The organism is Polaromonas sp. (assembly GCF_029945925.1).
Classification (GTDB): Bacteria; Pseudomonadota; Gammaproteobacteria; order Burkholderiales; family Burkholderiaceae_C; genus Polaromonas.
The window spans coordinates 74,050-95,358 of record NZ_JAQSDN010000042.1; the positions used below are offsets into that span (position 1 = coordinate 74,050).

Consider the following 21,309-nt stretch of genomic DNA (forward strand, 5'->3'; position numbering starts at 1 on the left):
ATAACCCATGTCTTTTTCCCCTGAACCCCCCTTTGAGCATGGGAAACCGCCCAGCGCGGCCAGCGGCACCGCCGTGTTGTACTGCAACCTCGGAACCCCCGACGCGCCCACCGCCGCGGCGCTGCGCCCCTACCTCGCGCAGTTCCTCAGCGACCACCGCGTGATCGAAATCCCCAAGGTCGTTTGGTGGTTCATCCTGCACGGCATCATCCTGCGCGTGCGGCCCAAAAAGTCGGCCGCCAAATACGCCAGCATCTGGACCGCGGAAGGTTCACCGCTGAAGGTCTGGACGGCCAGACAGGCGAAGCTGCTGCGCGGCTACCTGGGCGAGCGCGGACACCACGTTGAAGTGCGCTACGCCATGCGTTACGGCCAGCCCTCCGTGGCCGCGCAGCTCAACTCGCTCAAGGCCGAAGGCGTGACACGCATCCTGGTGCTGCCCGCCTACCCGCAGTACAGCGGCACCAGCACCGCCAGCGTGTTCGACGCGGTTTACAGCTGGGCCGCCAAAACACGGCGCATTCCCGAGTTTCGGTTCGTCAACCACTACCACGACCACCCGGGCTACATCGCGGCGCTGGCGGCGCGCGTGCGCGCGCACTGGGCAGCCCATGGCCGCGCCGAAAAGCTGGTCATGAGTTTTCACGGTGTGCCCGAGCGCACGCTGCATCTGGGTGACCCCTACCACTGCGAGTGCCACAAAACCGCCCGGCTGCTGGCCGAAGAACTGGGCCTGGCCAAAGAGCAGTACCGCGTCACCTTCCAGTCGCGCTTCGGCAAGGCCAAGTGGCTGGAGCCCTACACCGAGCCCACGCTGGTGGCACTGGCCAGGGCCGGTGTCAAAAGCGTCGATGTGATGTGCCCGGGCTTCACCGGCGACTGCCTCGAGACCCTCGAGGAAATTGCGCAGGAGGCCAAAGAGGCTTTTGAACATGCGGGCGGGAAGACCTTCAACTACATCGCCTGCCTCAACGACAGCCCCGAATGGCTGGCGGCCCTGAGCGACATTGCGCAGCAGCACCTGTCCGGCTGGCCGACCCAGGGCGTGCCCGATGCGCAGGCGCTGGCCGCCTCGCGTGCCGCGGCGCTGGCCCGGGGGGCAAGGCAATAAAAAAACAAAACCCGACCGGGCGCCCGGCGGGTTTACCGCCTGGTGATCACCACGGAACCGCCAGCGCCCCCGGCATCGTTGTTCTGGCCGCGCATGACATTGGAACTGCCGATGGTCATGGTGTAAGTGTCGGGATCGTAGTTGCCCGAACCCTGCAGGTAGACAGGGTTGCTGCCCTTGATCGTGACGATGTTTCCGCGAACCGTGATCAGCGTGTTCTGCTGAACCTTCTTGGATTGGCCCTGGTTGTTGGTGTAAGCCAGAACCATCACGCCCTGATAGACCCCGTTGCCGGATTTCTCGTTGACCCGCAAGGTCCCGCTGTAGGGGAATCCGGCGGACCCGGCATAGTCCACCTGCCAGTCACCCTGCATCTGGAATTCCGTGCTGGCCGCGCCGTTGTCCCTGGACCCGGAATCCTGGTTGGCCGAGGCCTTGGTGGCATCACAGCCCCATGAACGGACCTTGCAGCTTGAGCCGCCCCTGGCCCGGCATTCCGACAACGCGCGCTGCTGGACGATGGAGCTCGTCGCACCCGTGCCCCAACCGTAGGCATTGGAGCCCCTGGCCTGGTCTGCGGCGTAGGCGCCGCATTCGGCGCGGAAGCGCAACACCACAGCGCAGTCCGACCCACACTCCCTCATCGCACGCTGATCGGCCTGGTCGGACGTCGGATGGTTGAAGGAGAACCCGTATTTTTCACCCTGCAGGCTGTCAATGGCCAGCGCGCCCGCGGCCATGGCATGGCCTCCGGCAAATGAAAGCAGCAAGGCAAAAGCAAGTCTGGCTGCGACAGCCTTGATTCCAGAAATCATGATTGTTTCCTGTAAAAATATTTTGAACACAAAGCGCAAAAAAACCGGGATGCGCGGCAGGCCTGGCATGGGGAGATCCCTTCCCGCATGACAGGTCAAATTATGGATGCCCGGAGCAACCAAAAACCAGAGGCTGACGACAATTCGGACCCCATGAACATGGGGTTTACACAGCGGCCGGGCCGTTTGGTTGACAATCACGGGTTGACCCCAAGATGACCCCCATGACCATGACCCCTTCAGAAACAAGCGCAGCCCCCGGTGAAACCGTCCTGGCGGACGAGATCCCGCCAGCTGGGCAGCCCTCCAGCGCGCCGGCAGGCGAGCCCACCCCCGCAGCGGGTCGTTCGCGTTCGGTGCAACCCGTGCTCGAAAAGCTGTTCGAGCTGTACCCGCACCTCTTCGGCGCCAATTTCCTGCCGCTCAAGCTCGGCATTTTTCAGGAACTGCTGGCCGCGCACCCCGAACACTTCCAGCGCGACAGCCTCAAGGCGGCGCTGGGCATCCACACACGCTCCACGCGTTACCTGCAATGCGTGACCGCCGGCAACAAGCGCCACGACCTGCAGGGCCATGCGGGCGACGACGTGGCGCCCGAACATGTCTACCTGTCCCTGCTGGAACTGTTCCGCCGCCGCCAGGCCCGGGCCCGCGAGGACCTGCGGCCCAAATTCCGTGCGCAGTTGATGGCCGCTTTCGAGGCCAGCGGCCTGACCCGCCAGGACTACCAGGCCCGGGTCCAGACCCATGACCTGGCGGCCACCGCCCTGCTCGAGGAAGCCTTTGCCGAGCGCGACCAGAAGCTGGCCAAACGCGAAGCACTGCGCCGCACGTTTGAAAGCAGTGGCAAGACTGCCGAAGAATTTGCCGACATGTACGGCCTCGACAAACGCGAGCTCTTCGCGGCCATTCAGGCCTGACGATGGCCGGCCCCTGGGCTGATCCGGTCGAGCGAAAGTGAATGACCGTGCAAGCCCTGACACTCAGCCAGGTCAATGACGGCGTGTACCGCGTGCTCACCGGTCCGGGCCTCCATGTAGGCAACCTCAAGCTGATTGGCGGGCAATGGAAGTTCAAGGCGATCGGTTACGGCCCCCAGGGTGAGGTCATTCCGGGCGGCGGCCCCCTGACCGGGCGGCACAACACCACCTTCGCAGCGCCCGACGCGGCCGTGATCACCGCCGTGCTGGCCCCGCCCTGAATTCATGTCCAATAGGGGAATGGACCGCCCCTCCGACATCGGCCCGCAGGCCTTGCAGCACCCATGACCATAGAAGCAGCACCCGGCTTCAATGCCCGCCTGTGGCGACGCTTCGTCGCGATCGCCCGGCCCTACTGGCTCTCGGATGAACGCTGGCGTTCCCGGGGTCTGCTGGCCCTGCTGATTTTGCTGCTGCTGGCGCAGACGGCCGTCAGCGTGCTGTTCAACCACGAGACCGGCGAGTTCACCTCGGCCCTGGCCGCGGGGGACACCGAACGCTTCTGGGCTTCGATCTGGCGCTACACGGCCATCCTCGTCGCGGCGGTTCCGCTCTACGGCCTGTACTACTTCGTGCGCGACACCCTGGGCCTGCGCTGGCGCCGCTGGCTGACGCACCACTTCCTGGCGCGCTATTTTCATCAGCGCGCCTACTACCGGCTCAACGCCGTCGCCGGCATCGACAACCCCGACCAGCGCATTGCCGAGGACATCAACACCTTCACCCAGCAGTCGCTGTACTTCTCGATGATCGTGCTGGGCTCCTTCATCCAGCTGATCGCCTTTTCCGGCGTGTTGTGGACCATTTCCCAGGGGCTGGTTTACTTCCTCATCGGTTATGCCGTGTTCAGCACCTGGTTCACCGGCTCGGTCTTCGGCAAGCGGCTGATCGGCCTGAACTTCCGCCAGCTGCAGCGCGAGGCAGACTTCCGTTTCAGCCTGGTGCGGGTGCGCGAACATGCGGAGCCGATCGCGTTTTACGACGGAGAAGCGCGCGAGATGTCGGCGCTGCAACGCATCTTCCAGGCGGCTTATGCCAACTTCCAGCAGGTGATTCGCTGGCAGTTCAAGCTCAACCTCTTCCAGTTTGCCCACAGCTTCCTGACGGTGGTGCTGCCCACCGTGATCATTGCAGGCGATGTGCTCTCCGGAAAATTGGAGGTCGGCCGGGCGATCCAGGCCGCCGGCGCGTTTGCCGCCATCCTGAGCGCACTGACGGTGATCGTCGAACACTTCGAGGGCCTGAGCCGCTTTTCGGCCGGGGTGGACCGGCTGCATGCCTTCTCGCAGGCGCTGGATGCCCAGGCCGACCCGCCCCCCGGGCCCGGCGATGACGCCCCGCCGCAGATCCGCACCACACCCGGCTTTGAGCTGTCCTTGGACCGCCTGACGGTGCTCACGCCCAACCGGGAGCACCTGCTGGTTCAGGGGCTCACGCTGGCTGTTCCCCCGGGCGAAGGGCTGCTGATCGTCGGCGCCAGCGGCTCCGGCAAAAGCTCCCTGCTGCGGGTGATGGCCGGCTTGTGGAACACGGGCTCGGGCGAGGTGGTGCGCCCGGCCGGGCCGGACATGTTGTTCCTGCCCCAGCAGCCCTACCTGCCCCAGGGCGATCTGCGCTGCCAGCTGACCTACCCCCAGACCGATCGCGAAGTCTCGGACGAAGAACTGCTGTCATGGCTGGACCGGGTGAACCTGCCGACGCTGGCGGAACGTTTCGGCGGCCTGGACGCCGAACTGGACTGGGCCAAGGTGCTGTCCGTCGGCGAGCAGCAGCGGCTGGCCTTCGCCCGCGCCCTGCTCGCCAAACCGCGCTACCTGCTGCTCGACGAGGCCACCAGCGCGCTCGACGCGAGCAACGAGGAGCGCCTGTACGGCCAGCTCGCCGGCCTGTCGATCACTCCCATCAGCGTCAGTCACCACCAGGCGCTGCTCAAGCACCACCACCAGGTGCTGGAGTTGCCCGGTGACGCCAGCTGGACGCTGCATGCGGCGGCCACCTACCACTGGGCCCCATAAGATGGTGGCCCTTGATTGATCAGGAGAACAATGTGCCGCGGGTCTGGACCCACCTCATTGACAACGTCGACTGGAACGAACTCTCCGCGCTCTACCTCGCGGCGCCGCTGGGGAACAAGAAGCCGGTCGACCTGAAAACTGTCTTCACGAACAGCATGTTCCGGTGCTTCGTTCACGATAGCGGGAAACTGGTGGGAGTTGGCCGGGCGCTGGCCGATGGCGTGGACCGTGCCTGTATCTGCGACATCGCCGTGTTGCCCGGCCACCAGGGCACCGGGCTGGGCATGAAGATCGTCGCCCACCTGGTGGACCGTGCGCGCGGCCACCGCAAGATCATTCTTTATGCGGTGCCAGGCAAAGAGGGGTTTTATCGCAAGCTGGGTTTCAAGCGCATGACCACCGCGATGGCGATCTTCGACGACCAAGCCGGGGCGCTGGCGCCTGGGTACATCAACGAGAAGTGATACATGGATTGCGGGTTCAACCCTGCAACGACTGACTCCGCCCAGCCTCCGGATCAAGTACCAAATCGGCCTCCAAACCTTGTCCAGCAAGCGCATGCAGCTATTGATTGAGTAGCAGCCGCAGCTCCCGCCGGTGCACTCCGGATGCTAAGCTGTCGATCCACGTTGACCGGTCAGCCGCAATCTTCGTTGTTGTCTGCGGGCACTACAAAGAAGAACGCAGCGCCCTTGCCTTCTTCGCTTTCAGCCCACACCCGCCCGGCGTGGCGGTCGATGACACGTTTGACGATGGCGAGCCCTACCCCGGTTCCGGTGAACTCGGTCGGAGAGTGAAGGCGTTCGAAGGTGCCAAAAAGTTTTTCGGCATAGGCCATGTTAAAACCGGCGCCATTGTCCCTGACAAAATAAAAGACGTTGCCTTCCGAGTCCTGCTCGCTGCCCACTTCTATCCGTCCGCCGCTTTGTTTGGCGGTGAACTTCCATGCGTTGGTCAGCAGGTTCTGGATCACCAGCGACAACAGCAGGAGATCGCCGCGGATCATCAGCGACAAAGGGATCAGCACCTCCACCTCTCGCGCCGGCTCGCGTTCACGGCACTCCTGCTCGACGCGCCTGGCAATGATGGCGAGGTCCACATCCTGACAGTGCAGGGGGTCTCTGGCTGATTTCGCAAGCGACAACAGCCCGTCGATCAATTCCCCCATTTGTTTGGTACCCGCGCGGATGCGGCTGACGTAATGTTTGCCCTTTTCACTGAGCCTGTCGCTGTCCAGTTGAGCCAGCAAGTGGCTGAATCCGTCGATGGTGTTCAGGGGCGAGCGCAAGTCGTGGGAGACGGAATACGAGAAGGCCTCCAGTTCGGCGTTCATGGCCTGCAGCTCGGCTGTGCGCCGCTTGACCCGGTCCTCCAGTTCGGCATTGAGCTGGTCCATCGCCGCCTGGATCAGCTTGCGTTCGGTGATGTCCCGCTCCACCGAAACCCAGTGGGTGCAGTGCCCGTCGCCGTCGACAATCGGCACGATGTCCAGCTCGACCCAGATCCTTTCACCACTTTTACTGTAATTGATCAACTCGGTTCGCATCGGCCGCTTCGCCTGCATCGCCTCCCCGATGCAGTCCAGTTCGGCACGATCCGTTTCCGGCCCATGCAGGATACGAGTCGACTGGCCCAAAACCTCGTCACGGCCGTAACCCATGCGCCGCACAAAAGCGTCGTTGACAAAAACGATGCGGCGACCTGAGGCATCAGCAGGCTCACCCTCGGTGATCAGCACAATGTCGTTCAGCCGGGATACTGCAACGTCCAGCAAGTGCAGCTGCGCTTCGCTTTTCTTGCGTTCGGTGATGTCCATGACCATGCCAGTGCGGCGGGTCTCGTTGCCCGATGAATCGAAGCTCAGGTTGCCGCGTTCGAACATCCACCGGATTTCGCCATCGGGACGCCGGACCCGGTACTCCACGTCCCGCATCTTTTTCTCTGTCGCGCCGAGCCTCCGGGACCGCAAAATGCCGGGCCTGTCTTCCGGCAGGATGGCGGCAAGGTAGGTTTCATAGCGGCCGTCGAAGGCTTCCGGCGCCATGCCGAAAAGCTGGCAGGCCTCGGGCGAAAACGTCAGCCGGTGATTGACGATATCCATGTCCCAACTCCCCATGTCGGCAACGCGATGCGCAACCGTCAACAACTCGCTGGCGGTCTCGGCCTGGTGTTGGGCGCCTCGCAGGTCGGTAATGTCCAGCACCGTGCCGGTCATGGCCACCGGGGAACCTTCTCCGTCCAGCACCAGTTCACCACGTTCGCGCACATACCTGATCGCGCCATCAGGCCCGACAATGCGGTGTTCGTGATCCACGGGCAAGCGGTTGCGGATTGCCGACTTATGGGCGGCATCCATGTCTGCCCGGTCTTCCGGATGCACCATCTGGAGAAAAGCCTCATAAGCAGGCGTGACGTCACCAGCCTGGATGCCAAAAATCCGGTAAAACTCTTCTGACCACGTCGCGGACCCGTCCTTCAGAGACAAATTCCAACTGCCGAGATGAGCCAGCCGCTGGGCCTCCGTAAGCTTGTGAACAATGGTGGACAGTTCCTCCTGGGTCACCAGTTGTTGTTGTATTTGAAGCTTCAGCAAATCGGCAGTCTGGTCTCGCTCCTGCTTGCGGACCAGCAAGGCCTGCGTCAGACGGTGGAAGGCGTCCGACAGTTCAATCAGTTCGTTGCTGGTTTCAGGCAGGGAGATTGAATTGCCCGATGGCATGTCCGAGCCGCCGAGTTCGTTCACCTGAGATAACAGCCGGCGCATCGGTACAACAATGGTGCGGGAGCCCACCCACCTCGCACCGGCAATGCCCATGCCGGCCAGCAGGGTCAACAAGGCCAGACTCAGCGCAAGCCGGTCCTTGGCGGCCGACAGTACATCGTCTTTTCTGATGCTGGCCGTAACCAGAAGGCCTGACGCAATCGCCTCGCCCACCGGCGCGGTTGCGTAGAAGCGGGGGTGACCATCGCGACCCGCTTTCTCGAACACAGGACTTTTAAAAGCAGGTGTCTCCGACGGGTCGGCAAATTTCGTGAAACGTGTGCCCAACAACCTGGTTATGGATTTGTCACCACCGACGATGACATTGTTGCGGTCCGTGATCACCAGTTCCACACCTGTCGTCACATCGATGGGAATGTTGATGGCCAAGGTTTGCAGGTCCATGAATGCAAACGCAACCCCGCTCAACTTTCCGGAGGCATCGTGGACCGGGCCTGCAAAGGGCACGCCCGGCATCCCCGTCAATCGGCCGACGGTGTAGCCACCAATGGCAAATTTGCCTGTCGCCAGCACCTGTTGAAAATAGTCCCGGTCAGTGAGGTTGCTGGGCCTGGCCCCTTTGGCCAGCTGGCAGGACACCTTGCCGTCCAGATCAATGATGCCGGCGTTGACGTACGAGGTAAGTTTTCCGTCAAGGTTGGCGAAATACTCTGCGCACCGCTCCAGATCGCCGCTTTTGACCGACGGTGCGCTGGTGATGGCACTCAGCAATAGGCGGGCAGCCTCCACGCTGCGGTCAGCACCCAAGGCCGCCAGCCTGGTGGCTGCCAACAGGTCGTTCTTGGCGTGGAGCAGGCTTGCATCCTGGCTCTGAATGGAAATGTGGATGACCAGCGCAAAAACAGGCGAAAGTGCCGCAATGACCACGGTCACCAAGCTGGTTTGGAGCCGGGGAATGCGGGCCAAGCGATTGAACGATGAAAACATCATTGACTGTAACTAAACATTACAGGCACCACAGGCGTGGGGGTTGTTTTCTGGCTTATTCCTATATGAGAGGCCTATCCACAACAGTTTGGTTGCAATCAGCTTGCGAACAGCTGCCGTTTTCGCTCAGTTCGGGGTCAGCGGCGCTGATTCTGCGCAGGGCGCGCCTGGGAAGGTGCTCGCCGCTGCCGCGTCGCTGGCGGTTGTGCCGAACCAGTTCCAGCAGCGGTGCGGTGGCGTCCTGCTACTGATCCGCATACAGCACAAAAAAAACCGGCATGCCGGCCGGCAAGGTCATGCGGGTTCCTGCGGCGACGTCGTCCGGGTTCTGGGTGCAGCCGTGCAGCATCACCTCCAAGGCGCCCAGCACCTCCAGCGAGCCGATAGTGGTCAGCGCAAGTCGGGTGTGACGTCATCGGCAATCGTGGCCAGGCCCAGCACACGAATCTGCAAGGTCTGGCTGGCGGCCTGCACGGCACGCAGGTCCGCCGCACTGAGGTGTTGCAGCCCAGCACGAGCATTGCGCGCCACCACCTGCTTGACCGCATCCGAATGCGCGCTGAGCTGGTTGCGGATGGTGGTGCGGATGAAATCGGTGCAGTTGCCGCAAAAGCCGTCGCTGACCAGAAAATCGATTTGGCCGAGGTCCACGTAACCGAGGTTGATGGTGATTTTCTCGGCCTCTGCAGTTTTGCATCTGGCAGTGACCGGGGATGGGCTTGTTGTCATGCCACCATCCCAATACATCCATATGGATGTTAAAGGGAGGGCTATTTCAAAGCCAAAAAATCATTTCCGAGCAGTTTTTTTTCATTGAATCAACTTTTATCCCACGACCAGCAAGCATGAGCAGCTATCTATTCAGTAGCAATTCGGGTCCGGCTGGCGGCCTCTATGAAGGCCGCCACGCGCTCCAGCTGATCGGGCACGTTGAGCGCCGGCGCATGGCCGCAGCCCTCAATCTCCACCACTTGCGTCAAACCAGCCGCACCCGGTCCCCGCATCAGCATCTCGGTGGTGGTGTCGCGCAGCACGAGGTCGGACTCGGCGCCGCGCAGGCACAACACCGGAATCTCCAGTGCGTCGTAATGCTCCCAGATCAGGTAGTCGCCCGGGTGGTGGGTGAACTGCTGCACCATGGCCGGGTCGTAGTGCGGCGTCAGGCGGCCGTCGGGCAGGCGGCGTGCCGAGGTCTCCGTCATGCTGCGCCACTGGACGTCGCTGAGCCAGCCATAAGGCTTGTACACCTGCCGGAAGAAGGCTTCGAGCGCCAGCATGGTGTCAAAGGCCGGCGGGTTGCCGGCGTAGGACTTGATCCGCTCGACCGCCGGGTCGGCAATCTGCGGCGCCGTGTCGTTGAGCACCAGGCTCCGGATGCGGCCCTTCATGGCGGGCTCGAACAGGCCGGACGCGCAGACCGTGCCGATGGCGCCGCCCATGGAGGTGCCGACCCAGTGCGCCTTGTCGATGTGCAGTTGCTCGAACAGGTCTGCCGCAATACGCGCGTAAAACGCCAGCTGGTATTCCCCTTTCGGGTCGGGGCTCCACTGGCTCAGGCCGCGTCCGATGGTGTCGGGGCAGATCACGCGGTAGCGGTCGCTCAGGTGCGCCGCCAGTTCGTCCATATCGCGCCCGGTGCGGGCCAGCCCGTGCCAGGCAATGACGGTGGCGCTGTGCTGGTGGCCCCATTCGGTGTAATGGATCTCGCGCCCGGCGCAGGTCAGGTATTCGGACGTGTGTTGCATGAAGCTGGACTTTCCGTGATCAGTTTCGTTTCGACTCAGGCCTGCCCGGCTGACCGGACACGCGCGGCCCTTAGCCGCCCCACCACACCGGTGGGAAAGTAATACACCGATAAAACAAACAGGACGCCGAGCCAGAGCAGCCACCGGTCGGGCGACAGCAAGGCCGCCAGCCACGGCAGGCCGGCCGCGGCTTCGCTGCCCAGGCGCAGCAGGTCCTGCAGGTAGCTCTGCGCCACCAGGAACAGGGCCGCACCGATGGCTGCGCCGTAAATCGTGCCCATGCCGCCGATCACGACAATCAGCAACACGTCGATCATGATTTCGAAGGACAGCGAGGTGTCCGGGCCGTTGTAACGCAGCCAGAGCGCGAGCATGGCGCCGGCGACGGTGGCAAACAGGGCTGACAACACGCTGGAGGTGGTACGGTAGACCACCACACGGTAACCAATGGCTTCAGCGCGGAACTCGTTCTCGCGAATCGCCTGCAGCACGCGGCCGAAAGGCGAGTTGACGATGCGCAGCAGGCTCAGCAGCAGCACCAGCGCAATCACAAACAGCAGGTAGTAGCAAAGCAGGCGACCGTCCATGGACACGCCCAGGAAAGGTTGTTCCATGAATTCGAAGCTCGGCGACAGCAGCTCGGGCACCTTGAAGGTCAGGCCGTCTTCACCGCCGGTGATGTCCGACAGCTGCGAAGCCAGCGTCTGGAAGGCCGAGGCCACGGCCAGCGTGATCATGGCAAAAAAGATGGCCTTGACCCGCAGCGAAAACAGCCCGACGGCCAGCGACAGCACAAACGACAGCGCCAGCGCGCACAGCAGGCCCACGGCCAGCGCTCCCCAGGTCGGGCCCAGGTGGGTGGTGGCCACCGCAATGCCATAGGCACCGATGCCGAAGAACATGGTGTGCGCAAAACTGACAATGCCGGTGTAGCCCAGCAGCAGGTCGAAGCTGGCCACCAGCACGATGAAAATCAGCACCTTGGCGGCGACGTTGAGCGCCTTGACGCCGGGAAAAATGAAGGGTGCAAAAGCCAGGGCCAGCAGCAGGCCGACCAGGATCACGGCCAGCACGCGGCTGCGCGGAAAGTCGCCGGAAAGAATTCTTGTCAGCATGATGAGATCCAGAAAGACGGCCGCAGCGCCGGGCCGCCCCAAGCAAGGCCAGCCCCTTCTTCCGGTGAAAGGGGCAGCGTAACGCCGGAGGCACACGAAGTGAAAAGCGTGGGGGCCATATTCATCCTCAGCGGTTGGTCACGGGGTAGATGCCCTGCGGCCGCCACAGCAGCACCGCAGCCATCAGCGCGATGTTGGAAAACAGCGCCACCTTGGGCGCCAGGAAACCGGTGTAGTTGGCCATCAGGCCCACCAGCAAGGCGCCTATCAGCGCGCCGCCGGTCGAACCCAGGCCGCCGATGATGATGACGATGAAGATCAGCACGTTGACCTGCGCGCCCATCTGCGGAATCACGTTCTGCTGGTACAGGCCCCACATCACGCCACCCAGGCCGGCCAGCGCACTGCCGACCACAAACACGCCGACAAACAGGCGTTTGATGCGGTAACCCAGCGACTCGACCATCTCGCGGTCCTGCACGCCGGCACGGATCAGCAGGCCGATCTTGGTGCGCGCCAGCGTCCAGGCCAGCAGGGCAAACACCGCCAGGCCCACGACCACGGCAATCAGCCGGTATTTTTCGATCGCCGCATCACCGATCAGCAATGAGCCGCGCATGGCTTCGGGCAAAGGCAGCGCGATTTGCGCCGGGCCCCAGATCACCTTGATCAGTTCCTCGCCGATGATCATGCCGCCCATGGTGATGAGGATCTGCTTGAGGTGCTGGCCGTAAACCGGCCGCACGATGAAACGCTCAAACGCCAGGCCGACGGCACCGGCCACCAGCATCGCCACCAGCATGGCCGGCAGCACCGCCACCAGGTTGCGCCACAGCTCCTGCGAGCCGGTCCAGTCGCTCATGGCGCCCAGCACACTGGTGGCCACAAAGGCTCCCAGCGCGATGAACACGCCATGGCCGAAATTGAGCACGTCCATCAGGCCGAACACCAGCGTCAGGCCCGAGGCAATGATGAAAATGATCATGCCCATGGCCAGGCCGGCGACCGTGAGCGTGAGCCAGGTCGAGCTGGAGCCGATGAAGGGGAACACCCCCACGGCGAGCAAGGGCACCAGCGCCAGCGGTTTCCAGTCAAAGTCGATAGTTTTCATAGTGCCAGTCCAAGCAGGGATTGCTGCAGCGCCGCATCTTCGGCCAGTTCGGCCATGGACCCGGCATGCACGACGCGGCCGTTGTCCATCACGGCCACGGTGTCGCCCAGGCGTTTGGCGAAACTGATGTTCTGCTCCACCAGCAAAATCGTCACGCCGCTGGCCTTGAGCTGCGCAAACGCATCAATCATGTTGTTGATGATGGCCGGCGCCAGGCCCTTGCTGGGCTCGTCGACGATCAGCAGTTCACGCGGCTCCACAATGGCGCGGGCCACGGCCAGCATCTGCTTTTGTCCGCCGGAGAGTTTGCCCGCCGGGTGGTTCCAGAATTTTTCGACCGCGGGAAACAGCGAGAAGATCCATTTCAGGCGTACCTCGTCCATCTGGCTGGCGCGTTTGGCGCTGCGGGCCGCCAGCAGCATGTTTTCCTTGACCGTGAGGTCCGAGAAAATGCCCATGCTTTCAGGCACGTAGGCAATATTGAGTTCGGCAATCTGCGGCGTGCTGAGCCTGGTGATGTCGCGCCCCGCAAAACTGACCCGCCCTTGCGAGGCCTGCCACAGTCCCATGATGGTGCGCAGCGTGGTGGTTTTTCCGGCGCCGTTGCGGCCCAGCAGCATGGTCAGCTGGCCGCGCGGAATGGCCAGGTCCACGCCATGCAGGATGTGGTACGCGCCGATGTGGGTGTGCACACCCTCAAGCGTCAGAAGATTTTCTTTGTTCATGGCTGTTCGCTCCTTCCCCCTCGAGGGGGAAGGTCGGGATGAGGGGGCGTCCTGTCTTGCGCCGAAGCGTTCTGAGGGCTTGCCCCCAGATAAGCTTCCTGCACAATCGGCGACGCAATCACCTCGGCGGGCTCGCCATCGGCGACCAGCGTGCCGTTGTGCAGCACGATGATGCGGTCGGCGAGTTCGCGCACCACGTCCATCTTGTGCTCCACCAGCAAAATCGTCTTGCTCTTGTCCTGCTTGAGCTGGCGGATCAGGTTCAGGATCACGGGCGCCTCGTCGGTGCTCATGCCGGCGGTCGGTTCGTCGAACATGAACACCTGCGACTCCAGCGCCATCAGCAAGGCCACCTCGAGCTTGCGCTGGTCACCGTGCGGCAGGCTGGCCACCGGCATCGCGGCCTTGCCCTGCATCGCCACGATTTCCAGGATTTCTTCGGCGCGCTGCAGCAAGGCCTTGTGGTCGCTCCAGATGCTCCACAGGTTCAGGCCGCGCCGGTGCTTGCCGTGGTGCGTGGCCTGCACCGCCAGTCGGACGTTTTCGAGCACCGACAGGTTGGGAAACAGGTTGGTCAGCTGGAAAGCCCGGCCCAGGCCTGCCAGCGTGCGTGCCGAGGCGCTCAGGCCGGAGATGTCCTCGCCATTGAGAAAAACCGTGCCGCTGCTGGCCTTGAGTTGACCCGAGATCAGGTTGAAATACGTGGTCTTGCCGGCGCCGTTCGGGCCAACAATGGCCGTCAAGGTGCCAGGCGCAAAGGTGCAGCTGACAGCATTGACCGCCACGTGCCCGCCGAAGCGGATCGTGAGTTCTTTGGTTTGAAGCATTTCTATTCCCGTTGAATCGGGGAGCGGCGTAGCGAGCGGGCAGGAGGCCAGACGGACTCCCTTGACTGTCATCCCGGACCAGATCCGGGATCCATGTGGGCACAACGCAAATGGTTGGGTCAGCGTGGCATGGATTGCGGGTCAAGCCCGCAATGACAAGACAAAGAAATCAGCGTTTGTTGCGGATGGGGATGGCCATCTCTTCCGCCTTGATCTCGCGCACGAGTTCAGGCACGCCCCAGGCAAAAGCCGGGTCCACCTTGATCTTGAAGTGGTACATGCTCTGCATGGCCTGGTGGTCTTCCTTGCGGAAGGTCATCTTGCCTTTGGGCGTGTCGAAGCTCATGCCTTCCATGGTCTTGATCAGGGTGTTGGCATTGGTGTCGCCATTGCTGTTTTTCAGCGCGGTGACGACGGCCATCGCGGCCGAGAAGCCGCCGGCGGTGAAGAAGTCAGGCGGCGCCTTGAACTGGCTGTAATGGCGCGAAACCATGGCTTCGTTGATCGGGTTTTTCGGCATGCCGAAGTAGTAGTAGGCCGCGCCTTCCATGCCGGGGAACTGCTTGTAGGCCACCATCGCAGGCAGGATATTGCCGCCGGTAGCGATCTCGATGCCGTGGCGCTTCAAGTCCATGTCGGCAATCTTGAACGGGTTGCCACCGGCCCAGATGATGAAGATCACCTTGCGGCCCGGCAGACCCTTGAGCTTGTCGATCAGGCGCTGGCCGCCGGCCGTGAAGTCGGTGGTTGCCGGCGGCAGGTACTCTTCGTGAACCAGCTTGCCCTTCTTGATGGCTTCCTTGAAGGCCTTGACGCCGTCGCGGCCGAATGCCGAGTCCTGCGCCATGGTGGCAATCGTCACACCCTCCTTGTCCAGCGCCACAGCGTTGGAAATCGCGTCCTGCGAGCTGTTGCGGCCGGTGCGAAAAATGTACTTGTTCCACTTGTCTCCGGTGATGGAGTCGGCCACCGCGGGCTCGACCAGCAAGATCTTCTTGTACTCTTCCGCGACCGGCAGCATGGCCAGCGCCACGGGCGAGGCGGTGGGGCCCACGGCCAGATCAACCTTGTCATCGCCATAAGCCGCAGCCAGCAGGGATTTGCCCTGGTCCGGCTTGCCCTGGTCGTCCTTTTCAATCACCACGATTTTTTTGCCGGCCACCATCATGGTGCCGCCGGTGGCGTAGTCCAGGCCCATCATGAAACCGGTGGCCGTCTGTTTGCCATAGGCCTCCAACGGGCCGGTCTTGCTGTAGATGTGGGCGATCTTGATTTCTTTGGCCTGGCTCAGGGCCAGTGGCGAAACGAAAGCGGTGGCGAGTGCGGCAAGCGCGATCAGCGTGCGACGATGCATGGATGTCTCCTGTTGTTTGGCGATGCACCATGATTGCACATGTCGTGCCAGGAAAAAACCGTTGATCTATATAGGTTTTTTCAGACCAACAACTAAATTGTCTGTTTTTAAGCCATTTACATTGACTTATTATCAGGCAATTGTCTTATTCTTATACAGGGTTATCCAGACGCTCATACAGTTTGGCGCGAGAAATTCCAAGCAGGCGTGAGGCGGCCAGCTTGTTGCCGCCGGTCGCCGCCATGGCGGCGGCAATGGCGCGGCGTTCGACCTGCGCCACCTGCTCGGCCAGCGGGCGCAGCGGGTCGGAGGTGGGCTCTGCGCCGTCTCCAAATTCGGCCAACGGCAAAGGCGCAATACGCTCGATGCCCGCCTCCTTGAGCACCTCTTCAAACTGCGCGCGGCCGATGCTCGGCGAGTCGCTGCGCATCACCGCCTGCTCCAGCACGTTGCGCAGTTCACGGATATTGCCGCGCCAGGTTTGCGCCGACAGCAGGGCCAGCGCATCGGGCGCCAGCTCGGGCTGGCGGTCGCCGCTGCGCAGCGCCATTTCCTCGCCCAGCACCTCGAGCAGCGCCGGAATGTCGGAGCGGCGCTCGCGCAGCGGCGGCACCCTGATCGGCAACACATTGAGGCGGTAAAACAGGTCTTCGCGAAACTTGCCTTCGCGCACCAGCGCGGCCAGGTCGCGCGAAGTCGCGGCAATCAGGCGCGCGTCAAACGGAATCACTTTATTCGAACCCAGCGGCTCGATCTCGCCCTCCTGCAGGGCACGCAGCAGCTTGGCCTGCAAGGCCTGCGGCATGTCACCGATCTCGTCGAGAAACAGCGTGCCGCCGTCGGCGATCTTGAACTTGCCATCGCGCCCCTTGCGGTCGGCGCCGGTGTAGGCGCCGGGAGCAACGCCGAAAAATTCGGCCTCCAGCAAGGTGTCGGGCACAGCCGCAATGTTGACGCTGATGAAGGGCCCGCGCGCCCGGCTGGAGGTGGCATGGATGGCGTGGGCCAGCAACTCCTTGCCGGTGCCGGTTTCGCCGAGCAGGAGCACCGGGCTGGAGGTCTGGGCGGCGCGCCGCGCCTGGCGCTTGACCTCGACCGCGGCCGGGCTGGTGCCGACAAAACTGGCAAAGGTGTATTTGGACTGGCGCTGGCCCGGTGGCTGCAGGCGCTGGCTGGCCAGTTCGCGGCGGGCGTCATCGAGGTCGCGGTGCAGCAGCGCAAACTTGCTGATCAGCGGCTGCAGCGTGGTCTCGGGGTGGTCGAACAGCACGATGCCGATGGCACCGATCACGTCGCCGCCGCTTTCATCGCGCAGCGGGATGCGGCTGACGACAAAGGTGCCGGCGCGGTTGGTCAGCAGGTCAATCAGGAAAGGCTCGCCGGTTTCCAGCACGCGGCGCATCTGCGTGTTGGGAATGACCTCCTCCACCATGTGGCCGACAAATTGCTCTACGGAAGAAAAGCCCAGCGCCGGCAGAAAACGCTTGTAACCCTCGTTGACCCAGACAATGCGGCCGGTGCGGTCCACCAGGAACATGCCCTGGCTGATGCTGGAGAACAGCTGGAACATGGACCTTGCGGCCAGCTCCAGAATGCTCTGCGCATCAAGCGGCAAACCGTGCGGCGGGGTAGCAGTGTGTTCCATGCGCCGATGGTAGCGCGGCACCTGGGCCACCGCCGCCGGCCAGGTGCACCACACACCGGTCAAGGCGCATGCCGCTCTTCTTTTGATAGCTGTCTGCGCCCATGGAAAAAGGGCTGGAGACCTATTTCGTGATGAACGCCGGCCTCAGGCTGCGAGCCGGCGCGCCGACCAGCGTTTGGCCAGGCGCGGCAGGATCAGCACCGCCAGCACCACCACGATCAGGATCACCGACATGGGCCGCTGGAGAAACACCATCGCACTGCCCTCGCCGATCGACATGGCGTTGCGCAACTGCGCTTCGGCCAGCGGGCCCAGGATCATGCCCACCACGACGGGCGCGGTCGGGAAATCAAAGCGCCGCATCACCACCCCGAGCACACCGATGCCATAAAGCAGGAACAGATCAAACGCACTTTGCCGCATGCCGTAGACGCCCACCGTCGCAAAAATCAGGATGCCCGCATACAGGTAAGGTTTGGGAATTTTCAGCAGCTTGACCCACAGGCCCACCATCGGCAGGTTGAGCACCAGCAGCATCACGTTGCCGATGTACAGCGAGGCGATCAGCGCCCAGACCAGGGCGGACGACGAGGTGAACAGCTGCGGCCCCGGCTGGATGCCGTAGTTCTGGAAAGCGCCCAGCAAAATTGCCGTGGTGTTGGAGGTCGGAATGCCCAGCGTCAGCAGCGGAATCATGGCCGCCGTGACCGTGGCATTGTTGGCCGCCTCGGGGCCGGCCACCCCTTCGATGGCGCCGGCCGTGCCGAACTCCGCCCTGTCGCCGTCCCTGGCCAGCTTTTTCTCGGCGGCGTAGCTCAGGAAGGTCGGGATCTCTGTGCCGCCGGCAGGAATGCAGCCGAACGGCGCGCCAATGGCGGTGCCGCGCAGCCAGGCCGGCCAGGAGCGGCGCCAGTCCCGGCCCGTCATGTGGACCCGGCTCATCTTGTTTTGCGACTCGACCACGCGGCCCTCGTAAAGCACGGCGTACATGGCTTCAGCCACGGCAAACAGGCCGACGGCCACCAGAACGATCTCGACACCGTCTAGCAGCTCGGGCACCCCGCCGGTGTAACGCGCCTGGCCGGAAATCTGGTCCAGCCCGACCAGGCCCGCCGCGAGCCCGACAAACAGGGCGGTCAGGCCGCGCACCGTGCTTTTGCCCAGCACGGCACTGACGGTGGTGAAGGCCAGCACCATCAGCATGAAGTACTCGGGCGGACCGAGCTTGACGGCCAGTTCCGCCACGATGGGCGCAAACAGGGTGACCAGCACGGTGGCAATCGTGCCCGCCACAAACGAACCCACGGCGGCCGTGGCCAGCGCCGCACCGGCACGTCCGCTCTTGGCCATGCGGTTGCCCTCCATGGCCGTGACCATACTCGCCGTTTCCCCCGGCGTGTTCAGCAGAATGGAGGTGGTGGAGCCGCCGTACATGGCGCCGTAATAAATGCCGGCGAAAAAAATCATGGAGGCCGTGGCCTCGACCCTGGCCGTGATGGGCAGCAGCATGGCCACCGCCACGGCGGGCCCGATGCCGGGCAGCACGCCAATGGCCGTGCCCAGCGCACATCCCACAAAACACCACAACAGGTTGACCGGTGTGGCCGCAGTGGCGAAGCCCTGCAGCAGCTGATTGAAAATGTCCATGGATATTGATGCTCAGAGCCAGCCGGTGGAGGTGAGGCCCGGCAGGTTGATCGCCAGGAATTTCGTGAAGGTCCAGTACACCGGCGCGGAAATCGCGATGCCGATCAACACGTCCTTGAGCCAGGCAACCGGCCGCCGGTCGGCCCTGCCCTCCGCACCGCGCAGCCCTTGCACGGCCAGCACAAAACACAGGGTGCAACTGAAAATGAAACCGATGGTGGTGATCAGCGCCGCATTGGCCAGCAGGCCCGCCGACACCCAGGCAAAGCCCGGCCAGTTGCCATGGACCGCGTCCGTGGGCGCCTCCAGGGAACGAAAGCCGCCGGTGCGCGCTTCGCGCACGATGAGTACGCCACAAATGAGCAGAGCCGCGGAAATCATCCAAGGCAGAAAGTTCGGCCCGACGCCGCCGTAGCCCGCCGCCGACGGGATGCTGACGGCACCTGCCGCCAGTCCGAGGGCGAGCAGCACCACGCCGGCACCGACCGCGGTCTGCAGACGGATTTGCGCAGAAGAAGGGGTTGCTTGTGTCATGAGTTGTCTCGTTGGAATGCGGGCTGTCATCCCGGCCTTGAGGAGCCTGCCCCGGACTCCGATCCGGGGGGATCCATGCGCATCAACTGCAGCCCTGCGTGCGCGAACATGGATGGCGGCACAAGGCCGCCATGACAAACCGAAAAGGCCGGTAAGCCAGTTGCTTTAAACCATGCCTGACTTGACCATGGTGGCACGCAGGCTGGCCATGTCGTCGTCGACAAACTTGTCGAAGGCGGCGCCTGTCAACACGGCGGCCGTCCAGTTGTTTTTCTCGGACGCTTCCACCCAGCTCCTGGATTTGACGGCCTTGAGAATCATCTCGGTCAGCGCCTGGCGCTCGGCAGCCGAGATGCCGGGTGCACCGTAAACGCCGCGCCAGTTGCCGATCACCACATTGATGCCCTGCTCCTTGAGCGTGGGGACATTGACACCCTTGAGGCGGGTGTCGGAGGTAACGGCCAGCGCCTTCATTTTTCCGGTGTTGATGTATTCCGCAAACTCGCTGTAGCCGCTGCCGCCCACCGTGACGTTGCCGCCCAGGATGGCTGCCGTGGCTTCACCGCCGCCCCGGAAAGCCACGTAGTTGATCTTGGAAGGGTCCACGCCGACTTCGCGTGCAATCATGGCCGCGGCGATGTGTTCGGTGGAGCCGCGCGAACCGCCGCCCCACTTGACGCTGCCGGGGTCTTTCTTGAGCTGGGCCACAACGTCGGCCATGGTCTTGAATGGCGAGTTGGCGGGCAGCACAAACACGTTGTACTCGCTGGTCAGCCGCGCAATCGGCGTGACCTGCGACAGGCTGACCGGCGGCTTGCCGGTGATCAGGCCGCCCAGCATGACGGCACCCATGACCATCAGCGCATTCGGGTCGCCCTTGCTGCCGTTGATGAACTGGGCCAGGCCCAGGGCACCGGCGGCGCCGCCCTTGTTGTCATAGGTGACTGTGGATGCTGCGCCCGAGTCCGTCAGGGCCTTGCCCAAGGCGCGGCCTGTGGTGTCCCAGCCGCCGCCGGGGTTGGCCGGAATCATCATTTTTACATTGGCGGCAGCCAGGGCCGACAGGGGGAAAGCCCCGGTGGCGGCCAGCGCGGCCAGGGATTTCAAAAAGGTATCGCGACGCATGTATGTCTCCTTGTGTGTGGGTAACAAACGGATGATGCGCTTCCTGTCTGTCAAACGGCTGTCCGAAAGCCCTAGGGAAAGTGCTAATGTCCCGCCCATGCTGATGCTAATGTCCTGCCCATGCTGTCCACCCTGAAATTGCTGCTGATCGAGGACGACCCTTCCATGCAGGCAGCGCTGCAGCGCGCCCTGGGCCGGCGCGGCATGGAGGTGCTGGGCTGCACCGACGGCCGCAAGGCACTGGGGTTATGGACGGCCGCCCAGCCCGATGTGGTGGTGCTGGACCTGAGCCTGCCCGGGCTGGACGGCCTGCAGGTGCTGGAGCAGGCGCGCCGCCAGGGACTGGCCACCCCGGTGCTGATCCTGACGGCGCGCGGCACGGTGGGCGACCGCATCATTGGCCTGAACCTGGGGGCCGACGACTACCTGCCCAAACCCTTTGACCTCGATGAACTCGAGGCCCGGCTACGCGCGCTGAGCCGCCGGCGCACGGCGTCCAGCAGCGAGCCGGGGGCCGGCGACCACCTGGTGGGCCAGCTTCGTTATGAAAAGGACAGCGGCGCGATTTACCACCGCGACCAGGTCCTCGAACTGACGCCCCGCGAGCTGGCCCTGCTGCAGGCCCTGATCGTCAAGCCCGGCCAGGCGGTGTCCAAGGAAAAACTGTTCGAGCTGGTGTTTCCCGGCGAGACCGATGTGCAGTACGAGGCCGTGGAAGTGGTGGTGTACCGCCTGCGCAAGAAAATGGCGCACACCGGCGTGACCCTGGTCACCTTGCGCGGCCTGGGTTATTTGCTGAAAGTGGACGCGCAATGAAAGGCATTGAGGCCGGCGTGCGTAGCGCCGGGCCG

At 63.3% G+C, this 21,309-nt stretch carries 19 protein-coding genes and 1 pseudogene; 6 read left to right on the forward strand and 14 right to left on the reverse strand.

The genetic code is table 11. The annotated features are described in order from the left end of the window. The first annotated feature begins 7 nt into the window (after window positions 1-7). Complete coding sequence (gene hemH / locus PSV40_RS13720; protein ID WP_300538537.1) at window positions 8-1,111, forward strand: ferrochelatase; 1,104 nt, start codon at window positions 8-10, stop codon at window positions 1,109-1,111. A 32-nt stretch (window positions 1,112-1,143) separates the two neighbouring features. On the opposite strand, the gene PSV40_RS13725 is transcribed toward hemH, so the two are convergent. After that, window positions 1,144-1,926, reverse strand: coding sequence for a DUF4189 domain-containing protein (locus PSV40_RS13725; RefSeq protein ID WP_300538539.1), 783 nt, complete (start codon window positions 1,924-1,926; stop codon window positions 1,144-1,146). A 224-nt stretch (window positions 1,927-2,150) separates the two neighbouring features. Here PSV40_RS13725 and PSV40_RS13730 point away from each other — a divergent pair, with 224 nt between their 5' ends. The 4 genes from PSV40_RS13730 to PSV40_RS13745 all read left to right on the forward strand — a co-directional run bounded on the left by PSV40_RS13730 (window position 2,151) and on the right by PSV40_RS13745 (window position 5,385). Beyond that, window positions 2,151-2,846 carry a ProQ/FINO family protein gene (locus PSV40_RS13730; RefSeq protein ID WP_300538541.1) on the forward strand — a complete coding sequence of 232 codons (696 nt, stop codon included), beginning with the start codon at window positions 2,151-2,153 and terminating at the stop codon, window positions 2,844-2,846. A 41-nt stretch (window positions 2,847-2,887) separates the two neighbouring features. Beyond that, on the forward strand, window positions 2,888-3,127 hold the full coding sequence (locus tag PSV40_RS13735; RefSeq protein WP_300538544.1) for a hypothetical protein: 240 nt from the start codon (window positions 2,888-2,890) through the stop codon (window positions 3,125-3,127). A gap of 63 nt (window positions 3,128-3,190) precedes the next feature. Then, window positions 3,191-4,921, forward strand: coding sequence for an ABC transporter ATP-binding protein/permease (locus tag PSV40_RS13740; RefSeq protein ID WP_300538546.1), 1,731 nt, complete (start codon window positions 3,191-3,193; stop codon window positions 4,919-4,921). Window positions 4,922-4,932: 11 nt separating this feature from the next. Beyond that, window positions 4,933-5,385 (forward strand): GNAT family N-acetyltransferase, encoded by a 453-nt coding sequence (locus PSV40_RS13745; protein ID WP_300538549.1) that lies wholly within the window; start codon window positions 4,933-4,935, stop codon window positions 5,383-5,385. A 173-nt stretch (window positions 5,386-5,558) separates the two neighbouring features. Here the strand turns inward: PSV40_RS13745 and PSV40_RS13750 are convergent, their stop codons facing one another. The 13 genes and pseudogenes from PSV40_RS13750 to PSV40_RS13810 form a co-directional block, all read right to left on the reverse strand. Continuing rightward, window positions 5,559-8,633: a PAS domain-containing protein gene (locus PSV40_RS13750; protein ID WP_300538550.1), complete on the reverse strand. Its 3,075-nt coding sequence runs from the start codon at window positions 8,631-8,633 to the stop codon at window positions 5,559-5,561. A gap of 241 nt (window positions 8,634-8,874) precedes the next feature. After that, entirely contained in the window at window positions 8,875-8,979 is a 105-nt protein-coding gene (locus PSV40_RS22850) for a PHB depolymerase family esterase (protein ID WP_366915020.1), read from the reverse strand. A gap of 6 nt (window positions 8,980-8,985) precedes the next feature. Next, window positions 8,986-9,359 (reverse strand): annotated as a pseudogene (locus tag PSV40_RS13760) (CopG family transcriptional regulator); the annotation flags it as partial. Window positions 9,360-9,487: 128 nt separating this feature from the next. After that, entirely contained in the window at window positions 9,488-10,375 is an 888-nt protein-coding gene (locus tag PSV40_RS13765; RefSeq protein WP_300538552.1) for an alpha/beta hydrolase, read from the reverse strand. Between the two features lie 35 nt (window positions 10,376-10,410). Beyond that, a complete protein-coding gene (locus tag PSV40_RS13770) occupies window positions 10,411-11,490 on the reverse strand; it encodes a branched-chain amino acid ABC transporter permease (protein ID WP_300538554.1) in 1,080 nt (359 codons plus the stop codon). A 127-nt stretch (window positions 11,491-11,617) separates the two neighbouring features. Continuing rightward, window positions 11,618-12,601, reverse strand: coding sequence for a branched-chain amino acid ABC transporter permease (locus PSV40_RS13775; RefSeq protein ID WP_300538556.1), 984 nt, complete (start codon window positions 12,599-12,601; stop codon window positions 11,618-11,620). Further along, complete coding sequence (locus PSV40_RS13780; RefSeq protein WP_300538559.1) at window positions 12,598-13,326, reverse strand: ABC transporter ATP-binding protein; 729 nt, start codon at window positions 13,324-13,326, stop codon at window positions 12,598-12,600. Before PSV40_RS13780 ends, PSV40_RS13775 begins: the two co-directional genes overlap by 4 nt. Next, on the reverse strand, window positions 13,323-14,153 hold the full coding sequence (locus tag PSV40_RS13785) for an ABC transporter ATP-binding protein (protein ID WP_300538562.1): 831 nt from the start codon (window positions 14,151-14,153) through the stop codon (window positions 13,323-13,325). The genes PSV40_RS13780 and PSV40_RS13785 overlap by 4 nt, the downstream gene beginning before the upstream one ends. 169 nt (window positions 14,154-14,322) lie before the next feature. After that, entirely contained in the window at window positions 14,323-15,507 is a 1,185-nt protein-coding gene (locus PSV40_RS13790; protein WP_300538564.1) for a substrate-binding domain-containing protein, read from the reverse strand. A gap of 151 nt (window positions 15,508-15,658) precedes the next feature. After that, a complete protein-coding gene (locus PSV40_RS13795; protein ID WP_300538567.1) occupies window positions 15,659-17,152 on the reverse strand; it encodes a sigma 54-interacting transcriptional regulator in 1,494 nt (497 codons plus the stop codon). Between the two features lie 144 nt (window positions 17,153-17,296). Then, on the reverse strand, window positions 17,297-18,799 hold the full coding sequence (locus tag PSV40_RS13800) for a tripartite tricarboxylate transporter permease (protein ID WP_300538570.1): 1,503 nt from the start codon (window positions 18,797-18,799) through the stop codon (window positions 17,297-17,299). Between the two features lie 12 nt (window positions 18,800-18,811). Further along, window positions 18,812-19,333: a tripartite tricarboxylate transporter TctB family protein gene (locus PSV40_RS13805; RefSeq protein ID WP_300538573.1), complete on the reverse strand. Its 522-nt coding sequence runs from the start codon at window positions 19,331-19,333 to the stop codon at window positions 18,812-18,814. A gap of 165 nt (window positions 19,334-19,498) precedes the next feature. Then, a complete protein-coding gene (locus tag PSV40_RS13810) occupies window positions 19,499-20,458 on the reverse strand; it encodes a tripartite tricarboxylate transporter substrate-binding protein (RefSeq protein ID WP_300538576.1) in 960 nt (319 codons plus the stop codon). A 120-nt stretch (window positions 20,459-20,578) separates the two neighbouring features. On the opposite strand from PSV40_RS13810, the gene PSV40_RS13815 reads away from it, so the two are divergent. Continuing rightward, a complete protein-coding gene (locus PSV40_RS13815; protein WP_300538579.1) occupies window positions 20,579-21,274 on the forward strand; it encodes a response regulator transcription factor in 696 nt (231 codons plus the stop codon). Window positions 21,275-21,309: the final 35 nt, after the last annotated feature.